Annotated in this window: 31 protein-coding genes; 11 read left to right on the forward strand and 20 right to left on the reverse strand. The window is 41.5% G+C overall.

The window, feature by feature from the left end:
• Positions 1 to 8: 8 nt before the first annotated feature.
• Positions 9 to 239: a hypothetical protein gene (locus WC407_RS06890; protein WP_373021869.1), complete on the reverse strand. Its 231-nt coding sequence runs from the start codon at positions 237 to 239 to the stop codon at positions 9 to 11.
• On the opposite strand from WC407_RS06890, the gene WC407_RS06895 reads away from it, so the two are divergent.
• Both WC407_RS06895 and WC407_RS06900 read left to right on the forward strand, forming a co-directional pair.
• Positions 232 to 789 carry a TetR/AcrR family transcriptional regulator gene (locus WC407_RS06895; protein ID WP_373021870.1) on the forward strand — a complete coding sequence of 186 codons (558 nt, stop codon included), beginning with the start codon at positions 232 to 234 and terminating at the stop codon, positions 787 to 789. The genes WC407_RS06890 and WC407_RS06895 overlap by 8 nt on opposite strands.
• 91 nt (positions 790 to 880) lie before the next feature.
• The gene (locus WC407_RS06900) at positions 881 to 1,393 is read left to right on the forward strand and encodes an HPP family protein (RefSeq protein ID WP_373021871.1); all 513 of its coding nucleotides are present in this window, start codon (positions 881 to 883) and stop codon (positions 1,391 to 1,393) included.
• 9 nt (positions 1,394 to 1,402) lie between these two features.
• On the opposite strand, the gene WC407_RS06905 is transcribed toward WC407_RS06900, so the two are convergent.
• The 7 genes from WC407_RS06905 to WC407_RS06935 all read right to left on the reverse strand — a co-directional run bounded on the left by WC407_RS06905 (position 1,403) and on the right by WC407_RS06935 (position 6,195).
• A complete protein-coding gene (locus WC407_RS06905; RefSeq protein ID WP_373021872.1) occupies positions 1,403 to 1,690 on the reverse strand; it encodes a YciI family protein in 288 nt (95 codons plus the stop codon).
• A 64-nt stretch (positions 1,691 to 1,754) separates the two neighbouring features.
• Positions 1,755 to 2,366: a cysteine hydrolase gene (locus WC407_RS06910; protein ID WP_373021873.1), complete on the reverse strand. Its 612-nt coding sequence runs from the start codon at positions 2,364 to 2,366 to the stop codon at positions 1,755 to 1,757.
• Positions 2,353 to 2,727 carry a carboxymuconolactone decarboxylase family protein gene (locus tag WC407_RS06915; protein ID WP_373021874.1) on the reverse strand — a complete coding sequence of 125 codons (375 nt, stop codon included), beginning with the start codon at positions 2,725 to 2,727 and terminating at the stop codon, positions 2,353 to 2,355. The genes WC407_RS06910 and WC407_RS06915 overlap by 14 nt, the downstream gene beginning before the upstream one ends.
• A gap of 74 nt (positions 2,728 to 2,801) precedes the next feature.
• Positions 2,802 to 3,656 carry a helix-turn-helix domain-containing protein gene (locus tag WC407_RS06920; RefSeq protein WP_373021875.1) on the reverse strand — a complete coding sequence of 285 codons (855 nt, stop codon included), beginning with the start codon at positions 3,654 to 3,656 and terminating at the stop codon, positions 2,802 to 2,804.
• A 385-nt stretch (positions 3,657 to 4,041) separates the two neighbouring features.
• A complete protein-coding gene (locus tag WC407_RS06925) occupies positions 4,042 to 4,728 on the reverse strand; it encodes an SDR family NAD(P)-dependent oxidoreductase (RefSeq protein ID WP_373021876.1) in 687 nt (228 codons plus the stop codon).
• 2 nt (positions 4,729 to 4,730) lie between these two features.
• The gene (locus tag WC407_RS06930) at positions 4,731 to 5,627 is read right to left on the reverse strand and encodes a DMT family transporter (RefSeq protein ID WP_373021877.1); all 897 of its coding nucleotides are present in this window, start codon (positions 5,625 to 5,627) and stop codon (positions 4,731 to 4,733) included.
• Positions 5,620 to 6,195 carry a TetR/AcrR family transcriptional regulator gene (locus WC407_RS06935; RefSeq protein WP_373021878.1) on the reverse strand — a complete coding sequence of 192 codons (576 nt, stop codon included), beginning with the start codon at positions 6,193 to 6,195 and terminating at the stop codon, positions 5,620 to 5,622. Before WC407_RS06935 ends, WC407_RS06930 begins: the two co-directional genes overlap by 8 nt.
• A gap of 195 nt (positions 6,196 to 6,390) precedes the next feature.
• Between WC407_RS06935 and WC407_RS06940 the strand changes: the two genes are divergently transcribed.
• Both WC407_RS06940 and WC407_RS06945 read left to right on the forward strand, forming a co-directional pair.
• Entirely contained in the window at positions 6,391 to 6,924 is a 534-nt protein-coding gene (locus WC407_RS06940) for a carboxymuconolactone decarboxylase family protein (RefSeq protein WP_373021879.1), read from the forward strand.
• Entirely contained in the window at positions 6,921 to 7,553 is a 633-nt protein-coding gene (locus WC407_RS06945) for a cysteine hydrolase family protein (RefSeq protein ID WP_373021880.1), read from the forward strand. The genes WC407_RS06940 and WC407_RS06945 overlap by 4 nt, the downstream gene beginning before the upstream one ends.
• A 43-nt stretch (positions 7,554 to 7,596) precedes the next feature.
• Here WC407_RS06945 and WC407_RS06950 read toward each other — a convergent pair whose 3' ends face one another.
• From WC407_RS06950 to WC407_RS06960, 3 genes are all read right to left on the reverse strand, one after another.
• A complete protein-coding gene (locus WC407_RS06950) occupies positions 7,597 to 8,394 on the reverse strand; it encodes a hypothetical protein (RefSeq protein WP_373021881.1) in 798 nt (265 codons plus the stop codon).
• Positions 8,395 to 8,676: 282 nt separating this feature from the next.
• Complete coding sequence (locus WC407_RS06955) at positions 8,677 to 9,234, reverse strand: hypothetical protein (protein WP_373021882.1); 558 nt, start codon at positions 9,232 to 9,234, stop codon at positions 8,677 to 8,679.
• A 72-nt stretch (positions 9,235 to 9,306) separates the two neighbouring features.
• Positions 9,307 to 10,023, reverse strand: a complete 717-nt coding sequence (locus WC407_RS06960; protein ID WP_373021883.1) for a pirin family protein — start codon at positions 10,021 to 10,023, stop codon at positions 9,307 to 9,309.
• A gap of 171 nt (positions 10,024 to 10,194) precedes the next feature.
• On the opposite strand from WC407_RS06960, the gene WC407_RS06965 reads away from it, so the two are divergent.
• Entirely contained in the window at positions 10,195 to 10,737 is a 543-nt protein-coding gene (locus WC407_RS06965; protein ID WP_373021884.1) for a YbhB/YbcL family Raf kinase inhibitor-like protein, read from the forward strand.
• Between the two features lie 3 nt (positions 10,738 to 10,740).
• Here WC407_RS06965 and WC407_RS06970 read toward each other — a convergent pair whose 3' ends face one another.
• The gene (locus WC407_RS06970) at positions 10,741 to 12,936 is read right to left on the reverse strand and encodes a SulP family inorganic anion transporter (RefSeq protein WP_373021885.1); all 2,196 of its coding nucleotides are present in this window, start codon (positions 12,934 to 12,936) and stop codon (positions 10,741 to 10,743) included.
• 113 nt (positions 12,937 to 13,049) lie between these two features.
• Here WC407_RS06970 and WC407_RS06975 point away from each other — a divergent pair, with 113 nt between their 5' ends.
• Positions 13,050 to 13,940 carry a DMT family transporter gene (locus tag WC407_RS06975; protein ID WP_373021886.1) on the forward strand — a complete coding sequence of 297 codons (891 nt, stop codon included), beginning with the start codon at positions 13,050 to 13,052 and terminating at the stop codon, positions 13,938 to 13,940.
• A gap of 3 nt (positions 13,941 to 13,943) precedes the next feature.
• Here WC407_RS06975 and WC407_RS06980 read toward each other — a convergent pair whose 3' ends face one another.
• On the reverse strand, positions 13,944 to 14,189 hold the full coding sequence (locus tag WC407_RS06980; RefSeq protein WP_373021887.1) for a hypothetical protein: 246 nt from the start codon (positions 14,187 to 14,189) through the stop codon (positions 13,944 to 13,946).
• A gap of 256 nt (positions 14,190 to 14,445) precedes the next feature.
• On the opposite strand from WC407_RS06980, the gene WC407_RS06985 reads away from it, so the two are divergent.
• A complete protein-coding gene (locus tag WC407_RS06985) occupies positions 14,446 to 15,021 on the forward strand; it encodes a GNAT family N-acetyltransferase (RefSeq protein WP_373022065.1) in 576 nt (191 codons plus the stop codon).
• Here WC407_RS06985 and WC407_RS06990 read toward each other — a convergent pair.
• The gene (locus tag WC407_RS06990; protein ID WP_373021888.1) at positions 15,018 to 17,048 is read right to left on the reverse strand and encodes a TonB-dependent receptor; all 2,031 of its coding nucleotides are present in this window, start codon (positions 17,046 to 17,048) and stop codon (positions 15,018 to 15,020) included. The genes WC407_RS06985 and WC407_RS06990 overlap by 4 nt on opposite strands.
• A gap of 167 nt (positions 17,049 to 17,215) precedes the next feature.
• Between WC407_RS06990 and nikR the strand changes: the two genes are divergently transcribed.
• A complete protein-coding gene (gene nikR / locus WC407_RS06995) occupies positions 17,216 to 17,629 on the forward strand; it encodes a nickel-responsive transcriptional regulator NikR (protein ID WP_373021889.1) in 414 nt (137 codons plus the stop codon).
• Here the strand turns inward: nikR and WC407_RS07000 are convergent.
• The 5 genes from WC407_RS07000 to WC407_RS07020 are packed head-to-tail and all read right to left on the reverse strand — an operon-like array spanning position 17,626 to position 20,150.
• A complete protein-coding gene (locus WC407_RS07000; protein WP_373021890.1) occupies positions 17,626 to 18,021 on the reverse strand; it encodes a 4Fe-4S dicluster domain-containing protein in 396 nt (131 codons plus the stop codon). The genes nikR and WC407_RS07000 overlap by 4 nt on opposite strands.
• A gap of 3 nt (positions 18,022 to 18,024) precedes the next feature.
• Positions 18,025 to 18,405, reverse strand: coding sequence for a NifB/NifX family molybdenum-iron cluster-binding protein (locus tag WC407_RS07005; RefSeq protein WP_373021891.1), 381 nt, complete (start codon positions 18,403 to 18,405; stop codon positions 18,025 to 18,027).
• A 10-nt stretch (positions 18,406 to 18,415) separates the two neighbouring features.
• Positions 18,416 to 18,790, reverse strand: coding sequence for a 4Fe-4S dicluster domain-containing protein (locus WC407_RS07010; protein ID WP_373021892.1), 375 nt, complete (start codon positions 18,788 to 18,790; stop codon positions 18,416 to 18,418).
• 10 nt (positions 18,791 to 18,800) lie between these two features.
• Positions 18,801 to 19,247 (reverse strand): molybdopterin-binding protein, encoded by a 447-nt coding sequence (locus WC407_RS07015; RefSeq protein ID WP_373021893.1) that lies wholly within the window; start codon positions 19,245 to 19,247, stop codon positions 18,801 to 18,803.
• A gap of 12 nt (positions 19,248 to 19,259) precedes the next feature.
• Positions 19,260 to 20,150 carry a NifU family protein gene (locus WC407_RS07020; protein WP_373021894.1) on the reverse strand — a complete coding sequence of 297 codons (891 nt, stop codon included), beginning with the start codon at positions 20,148 to 20,150 and terminating at the stop codon, positions 19,260 to 19,262.
• A 96-nt stretch (positions 20,151 to 20,246) separates the two neighbouring features.
• Between WC407_RS07020 and WC407_RS07025 the strand changes: the two genes are divergently transcribed.
• Genes WC407_RS07025 through WC407_RS07035 form a run of 3 tightly spaced genes read left to right on the forward strand, consistent with a single transcriptional unit; the run spans position 20,247 to position 21,202 of the window.
• Positions 20,247 to 20,483, forward strand: coding sequence for a hypothetical protein (locus tag WC407_RS07025; protein WP_373021895.1), 237 nt, complete (start codon positions 20,247 to 20,249; stop codon positions 20,481 to 20,483).
• A 9-nt stretch (positions 20,484 to 20,492) separates the two neighbouring features.
• Positions 20,493 to 20,978: a hypothetical protein gene (locus WC407_RS07030; RefSeq protein ID WP_373021896.1), complete on the forward strand. Its 486-nt coding sequence runs from the start codon at positions 20,493 to 20,495 to the stop codon at positions 20,976 to 20,978.
• Entirely contained in the window at positions 20,975 to 21,202 is a 228-nt protein-coding gene (locus WC407_RS07035) for a hypothetical protein (RefSeq protein WP_373021897.1), read from the forward strand. Before WC407_RS07030 ends, WC407_RS07035 begins: the two co-directional genes overlap by 4 nt.
• Before the next feature lies 1 nt (position 21,203).
• On the opposite strand, the gene WC407_RS07040 is transcribed toward WC407_RS07035, so the two are convergent.
• Positions 21,204 to 22,955, reverse strand: coding sequence for a cache domain-containing protein (locus WC407_RS07040; protein WP_373021898.1), 1,752 nt, complete (start codon positions 22,953 to 22,955; stop codon positions 21,204 to 21,206).
• Positions 22,956 to 22,963: the final 8 nt, after the last annotated feature.

Below are 22,963 nucleotides of genomic sequence, written 5' to 3' on the forward strand. Positions count from 1 at the left end.
AAGGAAAATTACAGCAGGTTCAGCAGGAGGAGAGAGAGGCTCGCGATACGGTTATCCGTAATGGGTTGTGAAATAGGCATAGTATGACTTTTCATGGTCTCTCCTTTATATGTATTGTTGAAATTGTAACGGATAATGATACGGAATGCAACATCATTCGATATATTATTTTCCTTGACACCCTCACCAAAACAGAGTACACTTTTATCAAACCATCGTTTGGATAAATATATGCCCATCATCAAAACCGACAAAGAGACGATTCTCAAAGACTCCATCGCCCTCTTCAAACTTCACGGCTACCACAACACGACGATGGCAAAGATCGGTGAAGCATGCGGACTGATCAAGGGGAGTATTTACCACTATTTCAAAAGCAAAGAGGAGTTGGGATTAGAGTCACTCCGATACATCCACCGCTATTTCGAAGAGCATATTTTCTCCATCGCGTACCGTAACGATCTATCCGACCGCGAAAAAATAGCCCTCTTCGTCCAAAAAACCGATGAATACTTTCTGAACAGTGCAGGAGGGTGTCTACTGGGTAATCTCGCACTCGAAGCGTCACATGATCTACCGTTGTTCAAAGAGGAAATACTCGCTTACTTCGACAACTGGGAGAAGGCAGTGAGCCACATCATGGAAAATCGCTACGGAGCAGAAAAGGCAAAAGAGATTGCCGTTGAATCGGTTGCGTCGGTTCAGGGGGCGATTATGATGATGAATCTCTATAACGATTCGACCCTTTATCTGAAAATCGAACAAAAATTGATCGCTTTGCTCGATTGATTTTTTTTACTTATCTTATCAAACAACCGTTTGTTTAGTAAATATACAAAGAGAATTCTAAAGTGGAAAACCAACATACCAAGGAGCTATCGTGAGAAGCTATTTTCAAAAGTTTAGAGGAGAACATGCACCGCTTGCAACCAAAGCAAATATCAACGAGATTGCATTCGCATGGGGCGGAGGATTTATCGCGATTGCGCTGATCGGTTATTTAACTCAGTCATTACACCATCCGCTCGTGCTCGGCTCATTCGGTGCCTCATGCGTACTGTTGTTCGGATTTCCAAAAAGCCCATTTTCCCAACCGCGCAATGTTATTGCAGGTCATTTTCTCTCGACGTTAATCGGTTTGCTATTCTTCCACATCATCGGAGATATGTGGTGGAGTATGGGATTAGCCCTCGCTACCGCTATCGCCGTCATGCTTGCAACCAATACCGTCCATCCCCCCGCTGGATCAAACCCCATCATCGTTTTCTTGCTGGGCGCGCCATGGACGTTTTTGATCACACCGACGCTAATCGGAGCCGTGATATTGGTGATCTTGGCGCTGTTTTATCTCAATCTCAAAAAATCGCTGGTGTATCCGTCGTATTGGATTTAACCCAAAGTATTATTCTCGTAAAAATACCAATTCATTAGTAGTCATCGTCGGACTAAATTCGGTGATTTCATACTCTGCCACATGATGCCGATAAAATGGGTCAAGGGCAATAATCGTTTCAATCTCTTCGCGAGATGCCCCTCGTGCCAAAATTATCCCTCCAGTTCGGGGAACTTTACGTCCTGATGCGAGGAAATTTCCAAGAGAATACTGCTCTTTGAGATAGTCAACATGATCTTCTAACAGAGTGTCCACCTCCTCAAGCGGTTTGATGTAAGTTAATGAAATGATAAACATAAGTGCTCCAATTTATTTTTATCTCACATAAAAGTGTCAGGCACTTTTAGTAAGCTTATTTAATTTATAAATTTTTTGCCATTAAGAACTCATTCGTACTTAATAAAGCACCAAAATGATGAACAATATTTTTCTCAACAAACTCTTTTTGTTCTTTTGTAAAAGCACTTGTCGCATCACTTATAATATAAGTGTTATACCCTTTGTCATGTGCTTCTCTTAAAGTCGACTCAACACATACATGAGTGGCATACCCTATTAAAAATAGATTTTCTATTTTATTGTTTCTTAGTATCGCATCTAAATTTGAACCAGCAAATCCACTAGCTCCAACTCTACCGCCTATTATAAACTCATCTTTTTCTGGTTCAAAATCTTTATAAAAATTTCTACTCTCATCTTGCCATGTTTTCACTTTTTGAATGACTGCTCTAAGCCCTAGTTTAGCTTTATCTTTACCAAACTCTCTATAATCATTATTAACAATTAACGGAATATGCACAATGTGAATATCATGTTTTCGAGCATATTCTAAAACCAATTTAGAGTTTCTTTTAGAATCTTCAAATTGGATTTTATCTTCCATTAAAGCGTTTAATTTTGCATTTTTTCCTAACCACTCATTTTGATACTCGATGAGGATCAAAGCACTTTTTTTAGCATCAATTACCATCATTAAAAACTTCCTTAGCCACAAATAAAGCATTTAAAGCACAAGGAAAACCTCCATATACTGACATTTGCATGATGATTTCAACAATCTCTTCTTTACTACATCCTACATTTAAAGCCGCATGTATATGTACTTTTAGCTGTGGTGCAGCATTTCCCATAACTGTTAATGCTGCCACAGTTGCGATTTCTCTTGATTTTAAATCCAAAGCATCTCTTGTATAAATATCTCCGAATGGAAATTCTATAAGTAAATCTGCAAACTCCGGTGCTATATCTTTTAAAGAATTAATCACATTCTCTCCAGCACTACCGTCTACCTCTTTTAATTTCTCCCAACCCTTTTTAAATCTTTGAGATTTCATTTTATCTCCTTTGTTTAATGTGTTAGGATTATAAATGAAACGAAGATTTTAAAGTATAAGGAAATTGCCTTTTTTTATAAGTTTTGTTTCCTATATGATTGTGGTGTAATTTTATGATATTTTTTAAACTGAGAGATAAACCAAGACACACTTGAATAACCACACATTGTTGCTATTTGAGAAACACTATCTTCACTATTTTTAAGTAAAGCTGTAGCTTGAGAAAGTCTCTTTACATCTAGCCATTCTTTTGGATTTTGCTTATAAAGTCTCAACATCTCTTTTCTTAAAGCCTTTGCATTGAGCCTTGTTATTTTACACATATCTTCTAGACTACTTATAATATCAAGATTTGATTCTAAAATGTATTTGATTCTCGAGGATTTTGTAGTGATGATATTGTTTAAAAAAGTACCAAATTGCTGTTTGTCTTTTTCAAGCGAATATAAAAAAAGTTCATCTAGTTTTAGTTTAACCAAATCAATGCCGTTTTCCATATTCACCTTAAAATACCCATCTATAGTAGTGATACATGAACTTATAAAAGCGTCCCTTTTTAGAGCTAAGACATCCTTTTCTTCTTTGGTATTCAACTCTATTTTGTATCGCTTGATAAAGTCCAAGATATATTCATCATCAAAAAATATCAAAATCGATTCAAAGTTATTTTTATCTCCCATAATTTCACTCATAAAATAGTTCCCTTGAGACAAATACAAAATATCGCTTGTATCTATACTCACATCGCCCTCTTTTAAATGAAGAACTTTCCCGCCTTTTACAAGTAAAATAACAAGATGCAAACTATTACGCAGCGATAACATATCTTTTTTAAATCTTGAAGATTTAGACACTATTATCTTATCATCGTTTATGATTTGATATAACTCTTTATTGTCAAATATATAATTCGGCAAGTTAACGGTCATATGTTTACCTCTTTTAAGTTCATTTCATCAATGCATTATGCTCAAACAAAAACATCAAAGTCTCGTGAGTATAGTATTTTATGGCATCGCGTGTTGGCTTATCTAGCATATAGATTTTTTGCCCTCGTATGGTCTTGCCTTTTCCAAATAGCAGATTGTATTTATCGTCTATATGTCTGCCTCGAAACCAACCAATGTGGATATAGTCATCTTTGACTCGTATGTAGCAAAATCCACCCTCTTTTGAGTACAAGGTCGTAATGTTTTGCTGTACTTCTCTTTGGCATCGTTGTCTATGCAGATCTTTATGAAGTCTCTTACATGTAAGAAAAGTTCAGCATATTCGCCAGTGCTATCTTTTTCAAAAGAGGTTCTCTTCATTTTTCTACCTCGGAAACGAACCGTTATTGATATCGATCACACTTCCGTTAATGTATTCAGGTGATTCGGTGGCGAGCCAGACCATCGTTTTGGCTATCTCTTGCGGATAAGCGAAACGTTTGGTTATGACCGACTTTAAAAATGCTTCTTGCCGCTCTTTGGGTATTACATCAAGCATATCGGTTTCAACGGGACTGGGCGCTACTGCATTAATGATAATTTTACCCTCAAAGATTTTCGAAAAACTCTTGGTAGCATTGATTAGAGCCGCTTTGGTCATCCCGTACCAAATATCGGGATGTCCGATTTGTCCGGCAATCGAAGCATTATTAACAATACGACCGCCAAGTGGCATCTTTTTGGTAACCTCTTCGATCAGTTTGATGGGAGCATGAAGATTTAACTTCATTATCGAATCGATCTTCTCCGCACTATAGCTGTGATAGGGGATCGAATACATTACCCCAGCATTATTGATCAGAATATCAATGGGAGGAAGCGATGCGATAAGCGTGGGAATTTCATCCACTTGTGTTAAATCAAATATAACCTTCCGTATCGCCGCATGATCTTCAAAACTGCTAAAATCTCGTGCCAAAACAATGACTTCGTAGCCTAATACCACAAAAGCTTTGGTTGCTTCTAATCCTATCCCTTTGTTGCCACCGGTTATCAAAACAGTTTTTTTCATCTTTAGTCCTCTTGTACATTACTTTTTTTCATATTAAACAAGATGACTGCAGCAAATGCCAACAGACACCCTATGAGCGTCGAGAGAGCCAGTGCTTCGCCGTACACAACCCAACTTGACACAATCGCCCCGACAGGGACAATAAACATAAACACTCCCGTCCGGTGCGCACCGACTTTACCGGCTGAGACAAAATACAAAGCGGTACTGAATGTTCCGGGAATGACCCCTATAAAAAGAATTGTCCACCAAAATACCGCATCATATGCCCCGAAATCAAACGGATGGTGCGGCAGGGCAAAAAGCATATTGATAAATGTCGTGATACCGAAAACGACCAAGGTATAAAACATCAGATGAGCCCGTGCCGCCGCTTTTTGGGAGACGACCGTGACCAATGCCCACACAACCGCACACCCGAGAAAATAGGCACTATCGACGTTCAAGAATGCGAACCCTTCTAACGGTACACGAAGCAGTATCAACGCTCCGAAAATACCGATGATGAGTGCCCCGAGTTGACGGGACGAGACCTTGGTTCCCAAAAATGAGATTGAGAGAATGTAGGTGATAATCGGAGCAAGTGAGGTTACCATCGTCCCTCCATACCCCGCATTTCCGTGTGAAAGTCCCGCGAAAAAGAGATAATTAAACAGCGATGTCAGCACCCCAGCGATCACCATATAGATTAACCCCGTTCTATCGGTGATGAGAGGTGTTTTCATATACCAAATCACGGGGATAATACTGATAAACGAGATCGCATAACGCCAAAAAGCGGCAACTTGGGCATTGGAGTGCTCCTCCGCGACTTTACCCGCTGTCCACGCAACCCCCCAAAAGAGCATCGCGATAATCATCAAAATAATATACTTGTTTGTATTCTTTGTATTATTCATGTTTGTAACTTTCAATGTAACTGATCAAGCATTCCACACAATCGAGATAGTCTTGAGGCTCCCCCGACGCTTTCGCCGAGAGGATTGCCCCCTCTAATGTGGATGTCGTAAAAAGGGCAAGTTTGGCCGTATCACAAGATCGCAATTCGCCGACACTCACCGCTTTATCGAAAATGATTTTTACACTTTGACGAAACTTTGCGTATATCTCCTTCATCGCCATATTAAAATCTTCATCGATATTGGACATCTCTTGAACGATGTTTGCGACCGGACATCCGCGACGAAAATCTCGTTGTTTAAGATCCCGCAAACCCTCAAAAAAATGCACTAAATAATCGCCATCCCCTTGGGCTATTGCCAAATAACGGGTTCCGAACCGCTCCGCAATCTTCTCTTTTATCGCGGAGAGTGCCATCTCTTTTTTGTTGGGGAAAAAGTGGTACATAGAGCCTTTATGCACCCCCGCATTGGCAAGTATATCGGCTAGTGCCGCACCTTGATAGCCGTGAGAGTATACCTCTTCATACGTGGCATCGATCAGTTTTTGTCGTGTATTTTCTTTCATTTTATTGCTATCACCTAAACGAGCAAAGCCCGCTTTGATGGCAGGGACATTCTTGTCCCTTGCATCCCCCTAAAGCTTTCCGCATGAATGCGGAAGATATATAAATGCTATTGTATCACAACCTCTTGACTATTCGGTCAAATCGTTTTATAATGCCACTTGACCAAACAGTCAACATCATCCAAAAGGATTCTCATGCCACTCATTCAAACCATAGCACCCGAAGAAGCAACCGGTGAGTTAGCCAAACTCTATGAAATTATCACGACCATGCGCGGGAGTGTCGGCAACAATGCCAAACTTTTCAGTATTAGCCCTGAGTTGTTGCGTCAGCAGATGGATTTCATCAAATTTTATATGAACCACCCGACCCTATCGATGCCTCTGCTCGCCGCTATCCGCATTATGGTTTCCAGTGGCGAAGAGTGCCAGTTTTGTATCGATTACAATACGGGAATGTTGATAAATCTAGCGGGATGGACGTTTGATCAAGTGGCAGAAATGCGCAAAGATCCAACATCGGCAAACTTGCCTGAACGTGAAATTGCCATGCTGTTATTGGCGATCAAAGCCATTCGTAACGCACACGGTGTCACCGCGAATGATCTCGATACGTTGCGTGAGATGGGATGGAGTGATAGTGATATTCTCGATGCGGTAAACCATGCGACGCGGATGTTGGCGACCGATATTATTTTTAATACGTTCAAGATTGAGAATAACGGATGAATCGCAGAGATGCACTAAAAATAGCGGCACTGTTTGCCGCGAGCGGTGTCATCGCCGATACGGTTCCGATCAAAAGTCAAAATAGCAAAAAGCGAGCATTACTCGTCATCGATGTCCAAAACGAATATTTTACGGGGCTTCTCCCCGTGACCTATCCGAAAAACAGCGCTTCCAACATCGTCACGGCGATCCAAGCGGCGACGGATTCACGTATCCCCATCGTCATGGTACAACATACATCAAAAGCGAAAGCGTTTGTAAAAGGGACACACGGATGGGAATTACACGAGAGTGTGAAAAATGCCAAAACGGCACATACGATTGAAAAAACGATGGCGAGTTCGTTCGTCGGCACCGATCTGGAAGCGTGGCTACGCAACAACGGGATCGATACCATCGTCATCAGCGGCTATATGACGCAACACTGCTGTGATACGACGGCGCGATACGCTCATCATTTGGGTTTTAACGTCGAGTTTTTATCGGATGCGACAGGAACGCTGGCATTTGAGAATGCAGGAGGAAAAGCTACCGCAGAAGAGTTACACCGAACCACGCTTGTGGAGCAAGCGTTTCGATTTAGCACGGTTATGAGTACGCAAGAGTGGATTGATACGATAAATTCCTAAACTATTCGTTCCCACTTGGGAGAGTAGGAGCGATAAAAAGACTTCATTCCTTTTCTGCTAAATATTTTTCCATTTCTTCTTTTGTTAATAAAGACATATGAGTTGGCTCTCTATCTCTTAAAATACGATCATAATGATCTTCTAGCTTAGTTTTATTGTTTTGAGGATATCTAATATCAACACACGTTAATATATTCACTTTTCCAGTAAGTTTATTTTCATCATTAGCATCCTCCAGACTATCTGGCGTATATTGTTCGTACACTTTTTCTAAAGTGATCGGTGCAATAATTCGAAGATCCTCAAGATTAGTTAAGATAATTTTCATAACAGCATCACCAAATAATGTAGCTTCATCTTTTGTTGGTATATATCCATTGTGAATCACATTATTTCTAAATGGAACTTCCTTGTTTGAGTTAAGTAATAAAGCAGGCTTCCCTGTGAGTAATAATACGGCAGTTGAGTACGCACCAATTTGGCGTTCAGACAACTTAGACATTGGTTTCCAAGTTTGTGATATATCTTTTATATCTTGATCGAAATGTATCATCGTTACATGCCAATAAAATTCATAAAATCGTTCAAGCGAGGAAGCAAATGATGATACAGCTTCTCGATAATAACCATCAATTAATGCGTTTGCTCCCATTTCAAATAAGAGTTCTAATTTTATATTGTCTAAAATTACCTCATTTATATGACCAGCCTCACATTCAACCAAATATTTACCATCATCTTTGATTTGTTCAATAGGGACGGGGACATCAATAGTTATTTTACTGTTTAGAATTTTTGATGCTTCATATGCACAAGAAGGACAAAAGAGTTTTATGATCATATGCGTGTTACCTTAATGTAGAAATAAATAAAAATAGACACTTTAGCCTCTCTTATCCATTGGCGACCTATTTAACTTTGATGTTGTTCCCAATAATATTTTGATAACAAAGAAACTGCAATAAATAATACCAGTAATACTTATTGCATACAAAATTGAAAATAAATATTTAATACTATTTATATTAGAAATAACTGAGCTAACTGTCCAAAATAAAACTATTAGTAATAAAGAAAGATTCTAATCTCTGGTACACTTCTTTTCTGATTAGCTGCTATTTAATCAAGCATTATGCTCTTTCTTATCCGTTTCAGTACATACCGTATTAATCATCAATTCCAAAAGATCAACACTCTTTTTATTCGAAGAGTTGAACGCACTCTCTTTAACGCTTCCAAGAATATCTGCTGTTGAGAGAGCCGGCGACTCTGAAGTTTTTGCGTTTTGAGCTTCTTTTTTCTGTTCTTGTTCTGCTTTTTGCGCTTCAATCATCTCTTTGAGCAAGAGTTTTCGGTAATCGCTTACCATCTGGTTTATGTCCATTGGCTTTTCAGGATTTGCCTCTTTTTCCTTTAATAACTTTTGGCGATACGCTTCGACAAGGGTCTTTATTTTGTCTTCATTCAGATCATGCAGAAACTGTGCCGCCCCTTTTGTGGATATATCTTTTTTAAATTGTCCCAATGCCGCATCGTTACTATTGATCTCATCACGCGTCTGAGCAGCAACGAAAGGATACGATTTGTAGATAGAATCAATATACTCTTGGGAGACACTGGTATCTTTAAAGGCCGTCGGGGCAATGGTGCTTGCCGAGTTTAATGCAGCTGTTACATTCATTACGATTTCCTCCTACACAGTAAAAACTTTAATAAGCAAAAATCGTTCTCTAATAGGGTCAAGGTTCTTGATCTATGGTCTGTCCATCGGTACATCAAACAAGATCAAATGGGCATCTCTCTCTACCGTAATTTCAAAGGCTTCATCCCCAATCACTTGCAGTTCATCCCGGCGCTTAAGTGTATGCCCGCATGCATTTACTTCGCCATCAATGACCAACAATAATCGGCCATGTCCTTTTTTGATCGGATCGGAAACAAGGGTATGTCCCGGATACAGACGCGCCGTCTTAATACTCGCATCCTGAGAAATTTGCATCGATTTTTTCCGTCCGTCACCGCTCACAATAAGCGACCAGCGGTTAATCGTATCCAAATCATTACAGTCGCGTTGTTTATAGCGCGGTGGAAGCCCTTTTGCATCGGGAGTAATCCATATTTGAAACAGTTCGACACGCTCATGCGAGGATCGATTAAACTCAGAATGTTCTATACCGCTCCCCGCCGACATATACTGTATTTGCCCTGCACTGATAATGCCGTGATTGCCTTCGGAGTCTTCGTGTTCAAGCGAGCCTTTCATGACAATCGTAATAATCTCCATGTCACGATGGGGATGCATTCCAAATCTCCCATCAGGTTCAATAATATCATCATTTATAGCACGCAGAGCACCAAATCCCATTCGCTCCGAGTTATGGTAATCGGCGAAACTAAAACTAAATTTACTGTGCAACCATCCGTGTTCAGCAGATCCGCGTTGATCGGCTTTATGAAGAAATGTTTTCATGTGAACCCCCTTTTTGAAAAGAGTCTATTCTCCTTTCTCTAACTATGAATTGGTTATTTTCTACACAGATTTTATCATACTTGTTTTAATTCATTCATGCAAAAATCAATTGAAAGTAACCGTTTATCTCAAAATGTTACAATATGAGCATAACAATCAAAGGAGTTGCCTATGCGTCTTTTATCTCTTATGACAAGTATCTTTTTGGCAGGTACAACCTCGCTTGGAGCAGGAGAATTTACCCTTCAAAGCAATGATCTTGCCGGCCAGTTAACCAAAACACAGGAATTTTCCGGATTCGGATGCAACGGGCAAAACATCTCTCCCGAACTGCACTGGAAAGATGCCCCAAAAGGGACAAAAAGCTTTGCCGTGACCGTATACGATCCGGATGCTCCGACGGGAAGCGGATGGTGGCACTGGGTCGTTTTTAATATCCCCTCCTCTGTGACATCCCTTCCGGCTGATTTCGGAAATATGGCAAAATCGCATACGATCAGTGCCTTGCAAAGTATGACGGACTACGGCAAGGCTGGATTCGGCGGAGCCTGTCCTCCCAAAGGAGATAAACCTCATCGATATATGTTTACGGTTCATGCTCTCAATATCGAGCACCTCGATCTGGATGACAAAGCCTCCCCTGCTTTGGCGGGATATATGATAAATGCCCATTCGCTAGGGAAAGCGGCGATGGTATCGTATTACGGAAGATAAAACTTATACGTCGTATTCCGCACCCAATTCTGATCGTGTCAAGCGAAGTCTCTCTGCCAGTACGGTAGCAAGACTTTGCATAAAATGGAATGCGGCCTTTTTGTGATGTATTGAAAAAAGATCAAACGATTCTCGTGTAATCGCATATAAATCGGTATCGCTCCCCGCTATAGCATCCGTATAGTGTGGACTCCCTTCCAAAAATGAAAATTCTCCGAAAAAGTCATTCTGCCCAAGTGTACTCAGATGTACACTCTTTCTGTCCGGAAAAGGGAGCATAATCCGCACAGAACCCCGTCGTATTAGAAAAATTTCCCCTTGCGATGCCCCTTCGGAATAGATTATTTCCCCTTTTTTAACCGATCGGCTCTCCACAAGGCTTTGGATCTCTTGTATGGTATCTTCATGACGTTCTTTGAACAGATCAAAATCATGAAGTTCAAGCAGACGTTCCCCATTTTCTTCAAGAAGTCCCTCGTTAATGATAAGATTTTCCGTCCATTCGATTGCATCGTCAAGGTCATCAAATACCATGATAGGACTTAAGTGTTTAAGGAGTCCGACGTGGTTGAAATAACTTTCCAAATCATCTCCGGTAGGGAGTTTATGCGGCAATCGGCATACCATCAGATATCCCCCTCTATCATGAAGGATGTCTTTGATCTGAAGAAGAATATGGGCTGCCGTCAAATCAACGGTTTGGACACGCTTCATATCCATGATAATGTATTTCTTCTGCTTTAAATCCTCTTGAAGTATCGAATAGAGTTGATTCGCCGTTCCAAAAAAGAGGCTGCCGTGTAATTCATACACCGAAAAGCAACTCCCCTTTTCACGTAAAAGAGCGCTCTCTTCTCTCGTCCGTACTATTTTACTTTTTACTTCCGTCCCATCCATATGACGATACACTACCGATGTGCCGATTTGCTGAACTATATATAATACGATAGCTAACATCAACCCCACTCCGGCTGCGGCAATAAGGCTTACAAGGATTGCAGTCAATGCAACGGCTATAATAATGAGAAAATCAAGTGCTGTTTTACGGGATTCGAGAAGCTCAATACTCCGCTTATCTATCATACGAACACCGATTACAATCAAAATTCCGGCCAATGCGGCAACCGGTATCCATGCAATAAAATTCCCTAAAACAACAAAAGCGATAATGGCCATTAACCCTTCAATGAAACCGGATACTCGGGATGAAGCACCGCTGGAGATATTGACCATCGTCGCCCCCATCATCCCCGAACCTGGCATCCCTCCAATTAGGGCGGAAGCAATATTTCCAGAACCTTGCGCGATCAGCTCTTTATTCGGATTATGGTACGAACGGGTTATCGAATCAACCACAACACAGGTTTTAAGGGTATCAATCGATAAAAGTGCCGCCATCGTCAATGCAGGAAACAGCAACGTAGTCACATTTTCCCAAGAGAGCTTTGACAACTCTTCAAAACGCCCTGTAAATATTTGAAGAAAATCAACTCCTCCGCTTCCTCCAAGCTCACCGATGACATAACGATTATTCGGATGTAAAAGAGAGGGATCGATCAAGGCTAAAAGAAAATAGATTCCGATACCGATGATTAATGCACCGATCACCGCAGGGATAAATCGAAATATTTTATCGGCAAAAAGCATTGCAAGTATGGTGGAGAAACCGACAACAATACTTTGCCATTGCCACAATATCGGGTTCTGAAGGCTTTCCCAAAAATGCAATTCGGGGGATACTCCTAAAAACTTAGGGAATTGCGAAGCTATAATATAAAGACCCACCCCGCTGAGGTAGCCACTGACAACCGGAAAAGGCATATATTTTATCAACCGTCCCAGTCCGATAACGCCAAATGCTACCTGTATCATACCCGACAGCAAGGCAACCACCATCAATAAGATAAAAACGGTATCCGCGCTGACTCCTCTCGTTATATATTCGAGTGCAAATGCCGACATAACTGCCGCAGCGGGTGCACTCGGAGCCGAAATCAATTTATTCGTCCCCCCCATCAAGGCGGCAATGATTCCGATAGTAGCAACTCCTAAAATACCGGCTATTGCACCATAAGCACCGTAATGTCCTCCAATCGGAGCATATATCGTTACCCCAAATGCAATAGCAGAGGGTAACGCCACCAACATGGCTGCCGTTCCGCCCCAAAAATCCCCTAATAAATTATCCGTTTTAAGCATATAAACAATTCCCAATATTATTCATCATATCTGATTTCTCCATTGTATCTAAAAATAGGATTGTCATACCAGTAAAAATCATTGCTGAGAAATATCATGCTACAATCGTATTTATGATTATCTCCCCTTCCCACATAACCAATACGCAACGCGGTATTCTTTTGATGCTCGCAGCGTCATTTTTATTTTCCCTCACGATGCTTACCGCCAAACTTCTCGCCGGTTCGATGGGTGCGGTCGAGGTGACGTTTTGGCGCAATGCCGTCGGACTGGGAGTGCTTTTTGTATTCCTTTATCGTAAACCGATCCACAACATCGGAGGACGCCCCTATACTCTCATCTTTCGAGGGGTGATCGGTACTATAGCTCTGCTCACTTTTTTTTACACCATCAGTGCGACATCTCTGTCCAATGCTATCATTTATGCAAAAACCGAACCCATTTTTACGGCTATTCTCGCATTCGTCTTACTCGGCGAAAAACTCAAATTAAGAGCTGTTTTTGCCATTATCATCGGATTTATCGGAGTTGTTACTCTCAGTGGATTAGAGATAAGTTATTTGCATATCATGGGAATTCTAACCGGTTTTTTATCGGCACTCGCCTATACCAGTGTCCGAAGTCTAAAAGCCCATTACGATGAACGTACCGTTGTCCTCTCGTTTATGTTTTTTGGGGTACTTATCCCCTTATTGCTGATGATCGGTGCAGAATTTATTACCTCAGAAGCATTTGCTTTTGCCCTCAACGTATTTGTGATGCCGCATGGACTTGCATGGCTTTGGATTGTCTTGATGGGATTTGCGGCAGCGTTCGGACAACTGTATATGACACGCGCCTATTATTATGCCAAAGCAGGACTCGTAAGTACAATCAGCTACTCCGTTATCCTTTTCGCCTCCTTTTTTGGAGTACTACTAGGAGATGTATTACCGAGTCCGTTGATCATGGCAGGCGGATTGCTCATTATAATGAGCGGCATCCTCCTTGCAAGAGAAAAATAAGAGCTAGAGTTTAATGTGTTTAGACAAATCATCTCCTAATTTATCCAAAGGCATCTCTTCTTTGGATTTTTCAACACTTTTTTCTTTTGAAATCGGTGGTACTGTTCCCGATACAGATTTTTCTTGCGTCACCTCAACCGAGTTATTTGACTCAGATACCCTCTGTTCTTTCAAATAAGAATCTAAAAAAAATGCTTTAAAAATCAAAAAAGCAACCGCAAAAATTACAAGATATACAAATGGACGCATAACAACTCCTTTTAATAAAAATAAAAATTTATATAACCTATAGTATCGAAAAATTGTGAATACTATGTGAACACAGCTATAATCGGTTTCTTATGAAAATACTAAAGCTTTCTATCCCAAATGGTTAAATATAATACAGCTCGACCTACAGCACCGTGATATTGAATGCTATAATAGGATAAAGATTAAAAGGTTTCTTATCACCACCCATATTTGCACGCTCAATCGTGCCGAATACATCATCTCGATCGAATCAATACTCGACCCTGAAAGCCGCCGCTTTGCCGATCAGGCACTCGCATGGTGGGATCGTCATTTCAGCTGGAGCGCACAGGGATGTGATGTGTTGGTAAATGAAGAGGATACCCATCTGTGTTATCTGTTTTCCAAAATCGACCGTTACAGCGAGTATCTCACCGTTTATAATCTTTTTACTCCGTTGGATGAACGTCGCCGTGGATACGCCCATAAATTGCTACACTTGATCATTAATCGTGCAAAAAAACATCATGTGAAACGAATCAATTTTTCCTCCGTATCGGATTCCCTCGATTTTTATCTTGAACTCGGTTTTGTTTTTTGGGGTGTCAATAATATCGGCGACTATTATTGTGATCTCCCTATCCCAACTCAAGGGTTGGATGGATTTGAAGAGATGATACAAACAGATACCTTGGAGACTTTAATCGGAAGAAACATAGAAAAAATCTATGCCAAAGTACACGGTAATGCCATCAACTTCACGCCAAAGCAATTGGTACGGTATGAAAATGATCGAATCAAGCTCCTCTCTAAATGCAATTTTGAAGCATTATCGGCACTACGGACTTAATAGCGATACGTCAAGGTCAAACGTGCGGAACGCGGTTCGCCCGGATGAACCATATGATCCATTATCGGAGTACTTTCAGCCGCTAAGCGTGACGTATAATAATACTCGATGTCGTACGTTTTACGATCAAATAGGTTATACACATCAACACTCAGATCAAGATTTTTAGCCAAATGACGCCCCACTTTGAGATTAACAAGCGTCGAGGGTTTCGAGCGGACCGAGTTATCCTCGATTAAAGCACGACTGCCGAAATATCGGAGTCTCAGCCCCCCGAAATAATTATCATACTCTGTAACCGCTGCCCCGATCGATACCGTCTGTTCAATCGCTTCAGGGACATAGACTCCACCCGATAATACTGGATCTTTGTACCGTGCACGAGAGAGTGTCATATCAGCATCAAGAATAAACCACGGTGTCGGTGTCCAATAATTCGCCCATTCTATTCCTGTTCGGCGTGATGGTCCGGTCGGCTCTGTCCCCCCCGTATCACCGGCGAAAACCAATTCTGAATCACTGTCCATCATCCATAATGCCAGTGAGCTTTGCAGATGATCCACTGCACGTGTCCGTACACCGATCTCTCCCCCTTTGGTTCGTACTAACGGTGTCGCCGAAGAAATCGCATGGGCTATCCCCCTCGCATCATTGCTGTGAAAACCGTACCCGCTGTTTAAAAACAGCTCCGTATCTGCCCATGGGCCGAAGATAAAACTGAGTTTTGGGCTGGCAATAGCAGCCATTTTTACCGCTGAATCGGCCGAATTGACATCGCTTATAACATCAAACCGATATAAATCCCCGCGTATTCCGGCAATCAAGCGGACTTTATCGCTTAAGGTCAGCTCATTTTGGTAATAGAGGGCACCATCGGTGACATTGACCCGATCCGAACTAATTGTATTGAAACGGAACCTATCTTGTGTATTGTAAAGCCCCACTCCACGGATCGCATCATTACGCAGTTGGAAACCGTACGATTGTACGGAATTTAATCCCCACACCGATACACGCCCTACATTACCGCCTATAACCGTACGGGCATCATTTTGCTCAAATTGATCTCCACGGACTGCATCATTGAGATAATAGGTGAAATTGGAAAATAAATCGAGTCCGTAATCAATCATATAGGCATTTGCACATGTCGTACCATCATTATCCCGATGGGTATATTCCCCGGATAGACTATAGCGATGGGTATTGCCTCCATCACTCGGATCAAGCGAACCGTAGGTTCCGATGATGCCGCTGCTAATAGCACGTAGTGGCACTTGGTTCGTTGCCTCCCAATTCCCTTTATATCCCATTGCAGTGATTTTATAACTATCACGCCCCTCCTCTTTGGCATAGCTTACGACACCGTTGAGCCGCTGATACCCTTCAGGGTTTTCCCACGGGCCGTCGTTATGGAAGTATTCAAGGGCGTATAAAAGTTTCCCCCCCTTCACATCAAATGCATTGGCATTAAGGAAGCGTTTCTGGCCGAAACTTCCCACCGTGACACTGGCGATTCCCGACGACAAACTATCGGCGTAATGGATATGGGCGCTCCCCGTCGAAGCAAAATCCCCCTCGGTCGCATAATAGGGCCCTTTTTTGTACATCACGCTTGAAATCAGTTCGGGTATCAAGAAATTAAGATCGTTGTACCCCTGCCCATGGGCATGGGTGGTAAGGTTGGTCGGCATCCCCTCTACCGTCGTGTAAAAATCGGTCCCGTGATCGAGACTGAATCCGCGTAAAAAATACTGATTGGCTTTGCCGTCACCGCTGTGTTGTGTAACAATGAGTCCCGGAACACTTTCCAAAACTTCGGCAGGACGAAGCAGCGGTCGATTAGCCAACTGGCGTGCCGTGACTGTACCCTCAGTTGCCGCATCGGTTATATCCGAGTAGTCCACTTCCCCTTCAATACTGATCGGCGAGAGGGTTACCTCTTTAAGCGTTTGTTCACCCCCTCCATACACGGAGGAGGATAAAATCAATCCGATCATCACGTTGTTGAACGTCGGATAGTTCATGTTTGCCCCCTGATAATCATCAGTATTACTTTTTTACTTTTAGTATTATTGCTGCATTGGTTTAAATGCTCCTTAAATTGAACGATTATTCATTTCGTTTTTATGGTTAGGGAGAGGAGAGATAAAATTTTGGATAAAATAACAGATATATCTCCAGAGGAAGCCCCATGGCCAATGACGCGATCATCCGTTTCAGTATCTCACTCCCCGAAGATCTTTTAGTTTCGTTGGATCATCAGATTATCAATCAAGGGTATGTTTCGCGCTCAGAATTTGTCCGTGATTTGATTCGCGAACAATTGGTAGAAGATCGGTGGAATAGCAGTGAAGAAACGGTGATCGGAGTATTGACTCTCATTTACGATCATCATCAGCGGGATCTGTTGCAGCGGATGACTGATCTACAGCATGAGGGGGATGCGCAGATACTCTGTAATACTCATGTCCATATCGACCATCATAACTGCCTAGAGACGATCATGATCAAAGGGACACCATCACAGGTCGAAGGAATTGCGAGTAAAATCGGCGGACTCAAAGGAATTAACTTCTCCAAGCTGACCAAAACGGCCTCTTTTTAACCCACTTCTTCTAAATTTTCAGGCTCTTCTTGGACGAGCTTCCCGATACCGCGATCGGAGAGTGGAATATCTTTACGATATTTTTTCTCTCGGAATGATGGCGATTTAGGAACACCGTTTTTCTCTCCGAGTTTATAGATCTCTTCGTTTAAAAAGTAGCCATCAAACTCTTTGGTAAAAGGCATATCCCATGTGATACATCCGATACTCGGACAAATCGCGGCACATTGCGGATCATCAAACACACCCACGCATTCGATACACTTCTCAGGCTGAACATAATACCGTTTGTTACCGGTAGGATTGTTCATATCATCCACGATCGCATTAACAGGACATTGTTGCAAACAGGCATCACACGTGATGCAGGTATCATCGATAATTACAGACATTTTTTAAATCTCCCTATCTTTTGAAGTGTGTACGATTCTGAGTAACCATGGCGGTGGATTTCCCAATAACAGCTCTTGAAGTTTTTTAATCGCTTCATCGATCCGTTCATTTTCAGCCGAGCGCATCGGATATATTTTAGCTGCAAGAACCAACTTTGAGGCCGTCGGTCCGATTTGAGAGCAAAACATGATGTCTGCCTCTTTTACGGTGCCGATTTTATAGGCGAGTTTTTCGTGTTCGTCTTCGATCGCATCCTCTGAACTGTCCAGAGTTTTTACATATTCGGCACTGTGCTCATGTACACGATAGAGCTCGAATTGTTTCGACCACCCAAAGTGCTGATTAACATGAATGCCATCCGATGAAGCGAACGCGATTAGCACCCTCTATCCTTTAAACTGCTACGGCTTCGCGAGATTCGCGGGCAGCAATAGAGATATCATCACGGAAGGTTTGCGGAGAAACTTCCGGAGTGAGAACACCGCGTTTTTTGCTTGAACCGATCACATACTCTGCACTGTTGGCATAATAGTCATTGAATTCCGCCGTATATGGCATATCCCAAACGATACACCCTTCCGTAGGACACGCTGCAGCACAGGCAGGAACTTCGGCATGACCGACACACTCGATACATTTTTCAGGTTTGACGTAGGTATATTCCCAATCATCACGCGGTGAATCACCCTCACTCGCGATCGCGCTTACAGGACACTCGTCAATACAAGCATCACAGTTAATACAAGAATCAGTAATCATTACGGCCATAATTTTCTCCTTAGTTGGCTTGATACAATTTGTCTTTGCATTTTTCATACGAGGTTGAATCGATTATCGGTAGTAATTTGATATCCACCGCTTTGAGCAGCAATGTCACGGCGCACCCCTCGCATAACTCCATCCGCTCGAAAGCATCAGTTGTTATCAGTGAATTGAGTACACCGCAAGGGGTATCGACACTTACTTCACTTAAAACCAAACCCTTACGAAAATGTTGCAGTTCTCCGCCCAGATGGTTCTCAATCGAAACATTCCCCTCATGGACTCCCGTGCAGATCGCAATCGCCGCTTCTTGAATACGGCACTCCACTTCATCGCCGATTCGGAGCCATTTAGGTGTTTCGGTTTTAAGAAGCTTAAACGTCATATCTTTTATCCGTATCGTAATACAAGTGAAAAAATCATCGCTTTTGATATCTTCAACCTGTGCTGCAAAAGCATTCATATGAAACTCCTATTACCAGAGATAAATCACAATTCTTTTATCAATGACATTTTCAAACTGTTCTAAAATCATCCCCGCTGTCGAAGTCGGTCCGAGATGGCATCCCGAACATGCACCCAAATAGCGGAGCCATATTTCGGGAGTATCGCCGCTGAGATAATTGACCAATTCAACCCCGCCCCCATCGCTCGCTAAAACAGCCGAAATATTTTGTTCGATGATCGATTCAACTTTTGCCCGCTGCGAAGATTCATCCATCATCCGAAATGTGACATTTATGTCGGATGCGTCATTTTGATTGCTCACATAGGTCAATAAAGAATGGGCTTGTGCTTCTCCCGCATGCGCCGCTTTGATCATCCATTTCATAGAGGTTAAGACATCGTCATTACGAAGCAATATCCCCAGTTTTAACTGTGCAGAGGCCATATTAGCCTCAGCCGCTATCGTATAGTGACGGACAGATTCATTTTTATCCGCACGCACACCGATCCCGTTTTCATACATCCCCCCCAGATAAAACGAGGCTACTTCATGCCCCAGTGATGCCGCACGTTCGAAAAGAGAAAATGCGGTGCTTATATTTTTAGCGACGCCGAATCCTTTGGCATACATAGTTCCGAGATTCACCATCGCATCGGAATTCGAAGAGCTAAGAGATTCCCAAATAGATTTTGCACTCATAAAATCTTTTGCATCATAAGCTTTGATTGCCTGTTGCATCATTGTCTCTTCTTCCATCTTTTTCCCCTCATTTCGTTTCAAATTTACTCGCAAATCCGACATTGCCTCTTCATACGTTTCTCCGAATCCTTTTACATCGGGAAAATCACAGCTATAAATTTCATAGCCATCCCCCTCTTCATTGCTGAAATAATGATAGTGGGTACGCAACTCTTCCATGTTCGCTCTTTTTAAAACGACTGGTGCAATTGCCGTTCTCAATGAGAGAATAAAAAATGCATAAGAGATGGAAAGAACCTCACATAAGGAAAAGCGATGATAGCCACGACTGAAACCATCACTTCCGAAATGGATGAAATTCGTCATCTTATAGCCGAAACCGTGGTCAAGCGTAATTTTTTGAAGCTTGAAATGGAGAAATGGTACGAAAGCAATACCCAACGGTTTGATCGAACCAATGAACTCATTACCGTTGATTCAACTTTATCCGAACTCGATAGCCATTACAAGCGGCTATGGGACTATCATAACATTAAATCAAATGCATCTTAAGGAGTTAACATGAATGAAAATTTACGAAGCGAAATAGTTAAACACGCCAAAGCGGCCTTTGAACGAGCCTGTACCCTACGGGAAAATGAGCGGATTGAAGTGTATTTGTATGACGGGTCAGTTAAAACGTCCGATGTGCTGAACGAAGATGAGAAAATCGTCTACAGTCCGAACCGTATTTTATGTTACCAAGTGTGGGGGCATGACTATCTCGAAGAGGAGATCCGAGCGTGGATCGATCACGCCCGGTTGGAAGTGAGTCCCAAACCCCTCGAAGAGAGCATTATCGAAACACTGAATAAAGTAGCCGCATCCAAAGGGGTAACCCCGGAAGAGATCACGTCGTATGAAGTATTCGCCAATCTCAAAATGGATCAGCTCGAACAAATTGAACACGCTATCATCGAATACTGGTGGGATAACAAAGAGGTGGAAAATGCAAAATCGCTCGCATTGGTACAAATCAATGAAGCCTTAGCGAGTATGGAGGGATGATACTCACCCTCTGTTCCGCCACCGAGACGGTTCATATCGAAATCAGTGCCGATCAGTTTATGCAACTTCGTACTCCGAATGTCAGCAGTGAAGTGATCGAAAAAATTGCGTCCGCATGTGGAGTTTCAAGGGATTTGTTGTCAAAGTATGTGGAAGATTTAAAGAAAGAGGCTCAAGAGATGATTGAAATAGACGGATTGTGCGATTACAGCGATCATCTCTAAATCATATATCCGCAATCAATCGATTGCGTCCGCTCTTTTTAGCTTCATACAATACCGTATCAACCCTTTTTAAAATCTCTTCAAAACTCTCATTTTCTCTGTATGCAACCACGCCTAAACTAATGGTAGTATTTTCAATCATTTCAAAAAAGTAGTTTTCGATACTTTTTCGTATCCTATCTCCAATTTCAATGGCAGATTCAAGTGTCGTTTGAGGCAAGATAATTATAAATTCTTCTCCGCCGATCCGGGCAAAAATGTCGCTCTCCCTCAAACAACTGCTAACGATATCAACAATTTTTCGTAAAACATTATCGCCGACATCATGCCCATACGTATCATTTACCTGCTTAAAATGGTCAATATCAAACATTATAAGGGAGAAAAAGCTGTCATATCGGATTGCTCTGTTGATTTCATTTTGCAGTGCATTGTTAAAATAATATCGATTGTTGATATTGGTAAGACTATCGGTAATCGCTATCTTTTCCATTTTTTCATACGCTTCATGCAGTTTTGCTGTCCGATCTATGACAATATTCTCCAATTCTGCATTTAAAACCGTCAACTCACGGTTTTTCAGTTCAATCATCCCTGAATAGTCGACAAATCTCTTTCGTATCCTATTTGATATCATATAAGAAATAATCAGTGAAATCAAAAGTATCATAAGGGAGAAAATTAGGATATTATTGAATTGTTTTTTATTGATTCTCGACAACTCCATTTTTTTATCCGCTATTTTCTTATTGAGTTCTTCCACGTAGAATCCGCTTCCAATGACCCAGTTCGTGTTCGGAATTCTCTTAACATAGGTGTGCTTCAGTTCTATGTGCATATTGGCAGGATTTTTCCACTTGTAGGTTATCCAGAATGGGTGATCGGAAGCAGCACTTTTGAGCAGCTCTTTAATAAATTCCTTCCCATCGGCATCCTTCAGCGATAAAACATTTTTACCTACCAAATCAGAATTTTTCCCTGCTGATATAAAATTTCCCGCTTGATCCAATACAAAAAAATACTCACTGTCGCTGGCAGCACTGTTATTGATAATCTCCAAAGTGCTTTTTTCCATCTCTTTCGTCGTGGTATCCAAATACTCTGCCGAACCGATATACCAATTATATAAACCCAAATTTTTTACATAGGCTAATTGTCTGAATTGTTTCTTCGGATCAAACTTGGGACGCGTAAAGGTATCCCATAAATAGCCTTCACCGGTGTTTTTTACTTTTGCGATTTCTTCACGGATTACATACCTTTTTGTAGCATCTTGGAAATCAATAATACTGTGCCCTTCTAAGTGCCTCAGATAATTCGGCGCCAAATGAAAAACTCCATCAAAATCCAGAATAAATATAAAACTCTCTCCACCATTCCAGACAAGAGGACGAAGCGAATCGGTGATCATTTTTTGAATCTCTTGGGGGCTTTTGGTGTTTTTGTTTTGGGTATATATATTTTGCGCTACCGAATAGGCGGTATCAACACGCGATTTAACTTTCTCCTGCAACATCCTCTCTGTGATCGATTGTTGATATTCCATCAGTTTTATGGAGCTATCTATTTTGGAAAGAATGACATTTTTTTGCGTATTGATGTAGGAATTTTCTATTTCTGCAATAGAACGTTTATAATATTGCTGATTTTGATAAATAACAACCGAGGATATAACGATCACAACAAACGGTATAAATATGAAAGGGCCGAGGGCAATCAGTCGTATTAGATTTTTTTCAAGTGAAAAGTTCAACAAACTAC

This window comes from Sulfuricurvum sp. (assembly GCF_041651515.1).
Taxonomy (GTDB): domain Bacteria; phylum Campylobacterota; class Campylobacteria; order Campylobacterales; family Sulfurimonadaceae; genus Sulfuricurvum.

What these genes read in the sequence shown, in the direction of transcription:
- WC407_RS06895 (WP_373021870.1), top strand. Translation starts at nt 232, where the DNA reads ATGCCCATCATCAAAACCGACAAAGAGACGATTCTCAAAGACTCCATC.
- WC407_RS06890 (WP_373021869.1), bottom strand. Translation starts at nt 239, where the DNA reads ATGGGCATATATTTATCCAAACGATGGTTTGATAAAAGTGTACTCTGT.
- WC407_RS06905 (WP_373021872.1), bottom strand. Translation starts at nt 1,690, where the DNA reads ATGTTTATCATTTCATTAACTTACATCAAACCGCTTGAGGAGGTGGAC.
- WC407_RS06910 (WP_373021873.1), bottom strand. Translation starts at nt 2,366, where the DNA reads ATGATGGTAATTGATGCTAAAAAAAGTGCTTTGATCCTCATCGAGTAT.
- WC407_RS06915 (WP_373021874.1), bottom strand. Translation starts at nt 2,727, where the DNA reads ATGAAATCTCAAAGATTTAAAAAGGGTTGGGAGAAATTAAAAGAGGTA.
- WC407_RS06920 (WP_373021875.1), bottom strand. Translation starts at nt 3,656, where the DNA reads ATGACCGTTAACTTGCCGAATTATATATTTGACAATAAAGAGTTATAT.
- WC407_RS06925 (WP_373021876.1), bottom strand. Translation starts at nt 4,728, where the DNA reads ATGAAAAAAACTGTTTTGATAACCGGTGGCAACAAAGGGATAGGATTA.
- WC407_RS06930 (WP_373021877.1), bottom strand. Translation starts at nt 5,627, where the DNA reads ATGAATAATACAAAGAATACAAACAAGTATATTATTTTGATGATTATC.
- WC407_RS06935 (WP_373021878.1), bottom strand. Translation starts at nt 6,195, where the DNA reads ATGAAAGAAAATACACGACAAAAACTGATCGATGCCACGTATGAAGAG.
- WC407_RS06940 (WP_373021879.1), top strand. Translation starts at nt 6,391, where the DNA reads ATGCCACTCATTCAAACCATAGCACCCGAAGAAGCAACCGGTGAGTTA.
- WC407_RS06945 (WP_373021880.1), top strand. Translation starts at nt 6,921, where the DNA reads ATGAATCGCAGAGATGCACTAAAAATAGCGGCACTGTTTGCCGCGAGC.
- WC407_RS06950 (WP_373021881.1), bottom strand. Translation starts at nt 8,394, where the DNA reads ATGATCATAAAACTCTTTTGTCCTTCTTGTGCATATGAAGCATCAAAA.
- WC407_RS06955 (WP_373021882.1), bottom strand. Translation starts at nt 9,234, where the DNA reads ATGAATGTAACAGCTGCATTAAACTCGGCAAGCACCATTGCCCCGACG.
- WC407_RS06960 (WP_373021883.1), bottom strand. Translation starts at nt 10,023, where the DNA reads ATGAAAACATTTCTTCATAAAGCCGATCAACGCGGATCTGCTGAACAC.
- WC407_RS06965 (WP_373021884.1), top strand. Translation starts at nt 10,195, where the DNA reads ATGCGTCTTTTATCTCTTATGACAAGTATCTTTTTGGCAGGTACAACC.
- WC407_RS06970 (WP_373021885.1), bottom strand. Translation starts at nt 12,936, where the DNA reads ATGCTTAAAACGGATAATTTATTAGGGGATTTTTGGGGCGGAACGGCA.
- WC407_RS06975 (WP_373021886.1), top strand. Translation starts at nt 13,050, where the DNA reads ATGATTATCTCCCCTTCCCACATAACCAATACGCAACGCGGTATTCTT.
- WC407_RS06980 (WP_373021887.1), bottom strand. Translation starts at nt 14,189, where the DNA reads ATGCGTCCATTTGTATATCTTGTAATTTTTGCGGTTGCTTTTTTGATT.
- WC407_RS06990 (WP_373021888.1), bottom strand. Translation starts at nt 17,048, where the DNA reads ATGAACTATCCGACGTTCAACAACGTGATGATCGGATTGATTTTATCC.
- nikR (WP_373021889.1), top strand. Translation starts at nt 17,216, where the DNA reads ATGGCCAATGACGCGATCATCCGTTTCAGTATCTCACTCCCCGAAGAT.
- WC407_RS07000 (WP_373021890.1), bottom strand. Translation starts at nt 18,021, where the DNA reads ATGTCTGTAATTATCGATGATACCTGCATCACGTGTGATGCCTGTTTG.
- WC407_RS07010 (WP_373021892.1), bottom strand. Translation starts at nt 18,790, where the DNA reads ATGGCCGTAATGATTACTGATTCTTGTATTAACTGTGATGCTTGTATT.
- WC407_RS07015 (WP_373021893.1), bottom strand. Translation starts at nt 19,247, where the DNA reads ATGAATGCTTTTGCAGCACAGGTTGAAGATATCAAAAGCGATGATTTT.
- WC407_RS07020 (WP_373021894.1), bottom strand. Translation starts at nt 20,150, where the DNA reads ATGGAAGAGTTGCGTACCCACTATCATTATTTCAGCAATGAAGAGGGG.
- WC407_RS07025 (WP_373021895.1), top strand. Translation starts at nt 20,247, where the DNA reads ATGATAGCCACGACTGAAACCATCACTTCCGAAATGGATGAAATTCGT.
- WC407_RS07030 (WP_373021896.1), top strand. Translation starts at nt 20,493, where the DNA reads ATGAATGAAAATTTACGAAGCGAAATAGTTAAACACGCCAAAGCGGCC.
- WC407_RS07035 (WP_373021897.1), top strand. Translation starts at nt 20,975, where the DNA reads ATGATACTCACCCTCTGTTCCGCCACCGAGACGGTTCATATCGAAATC.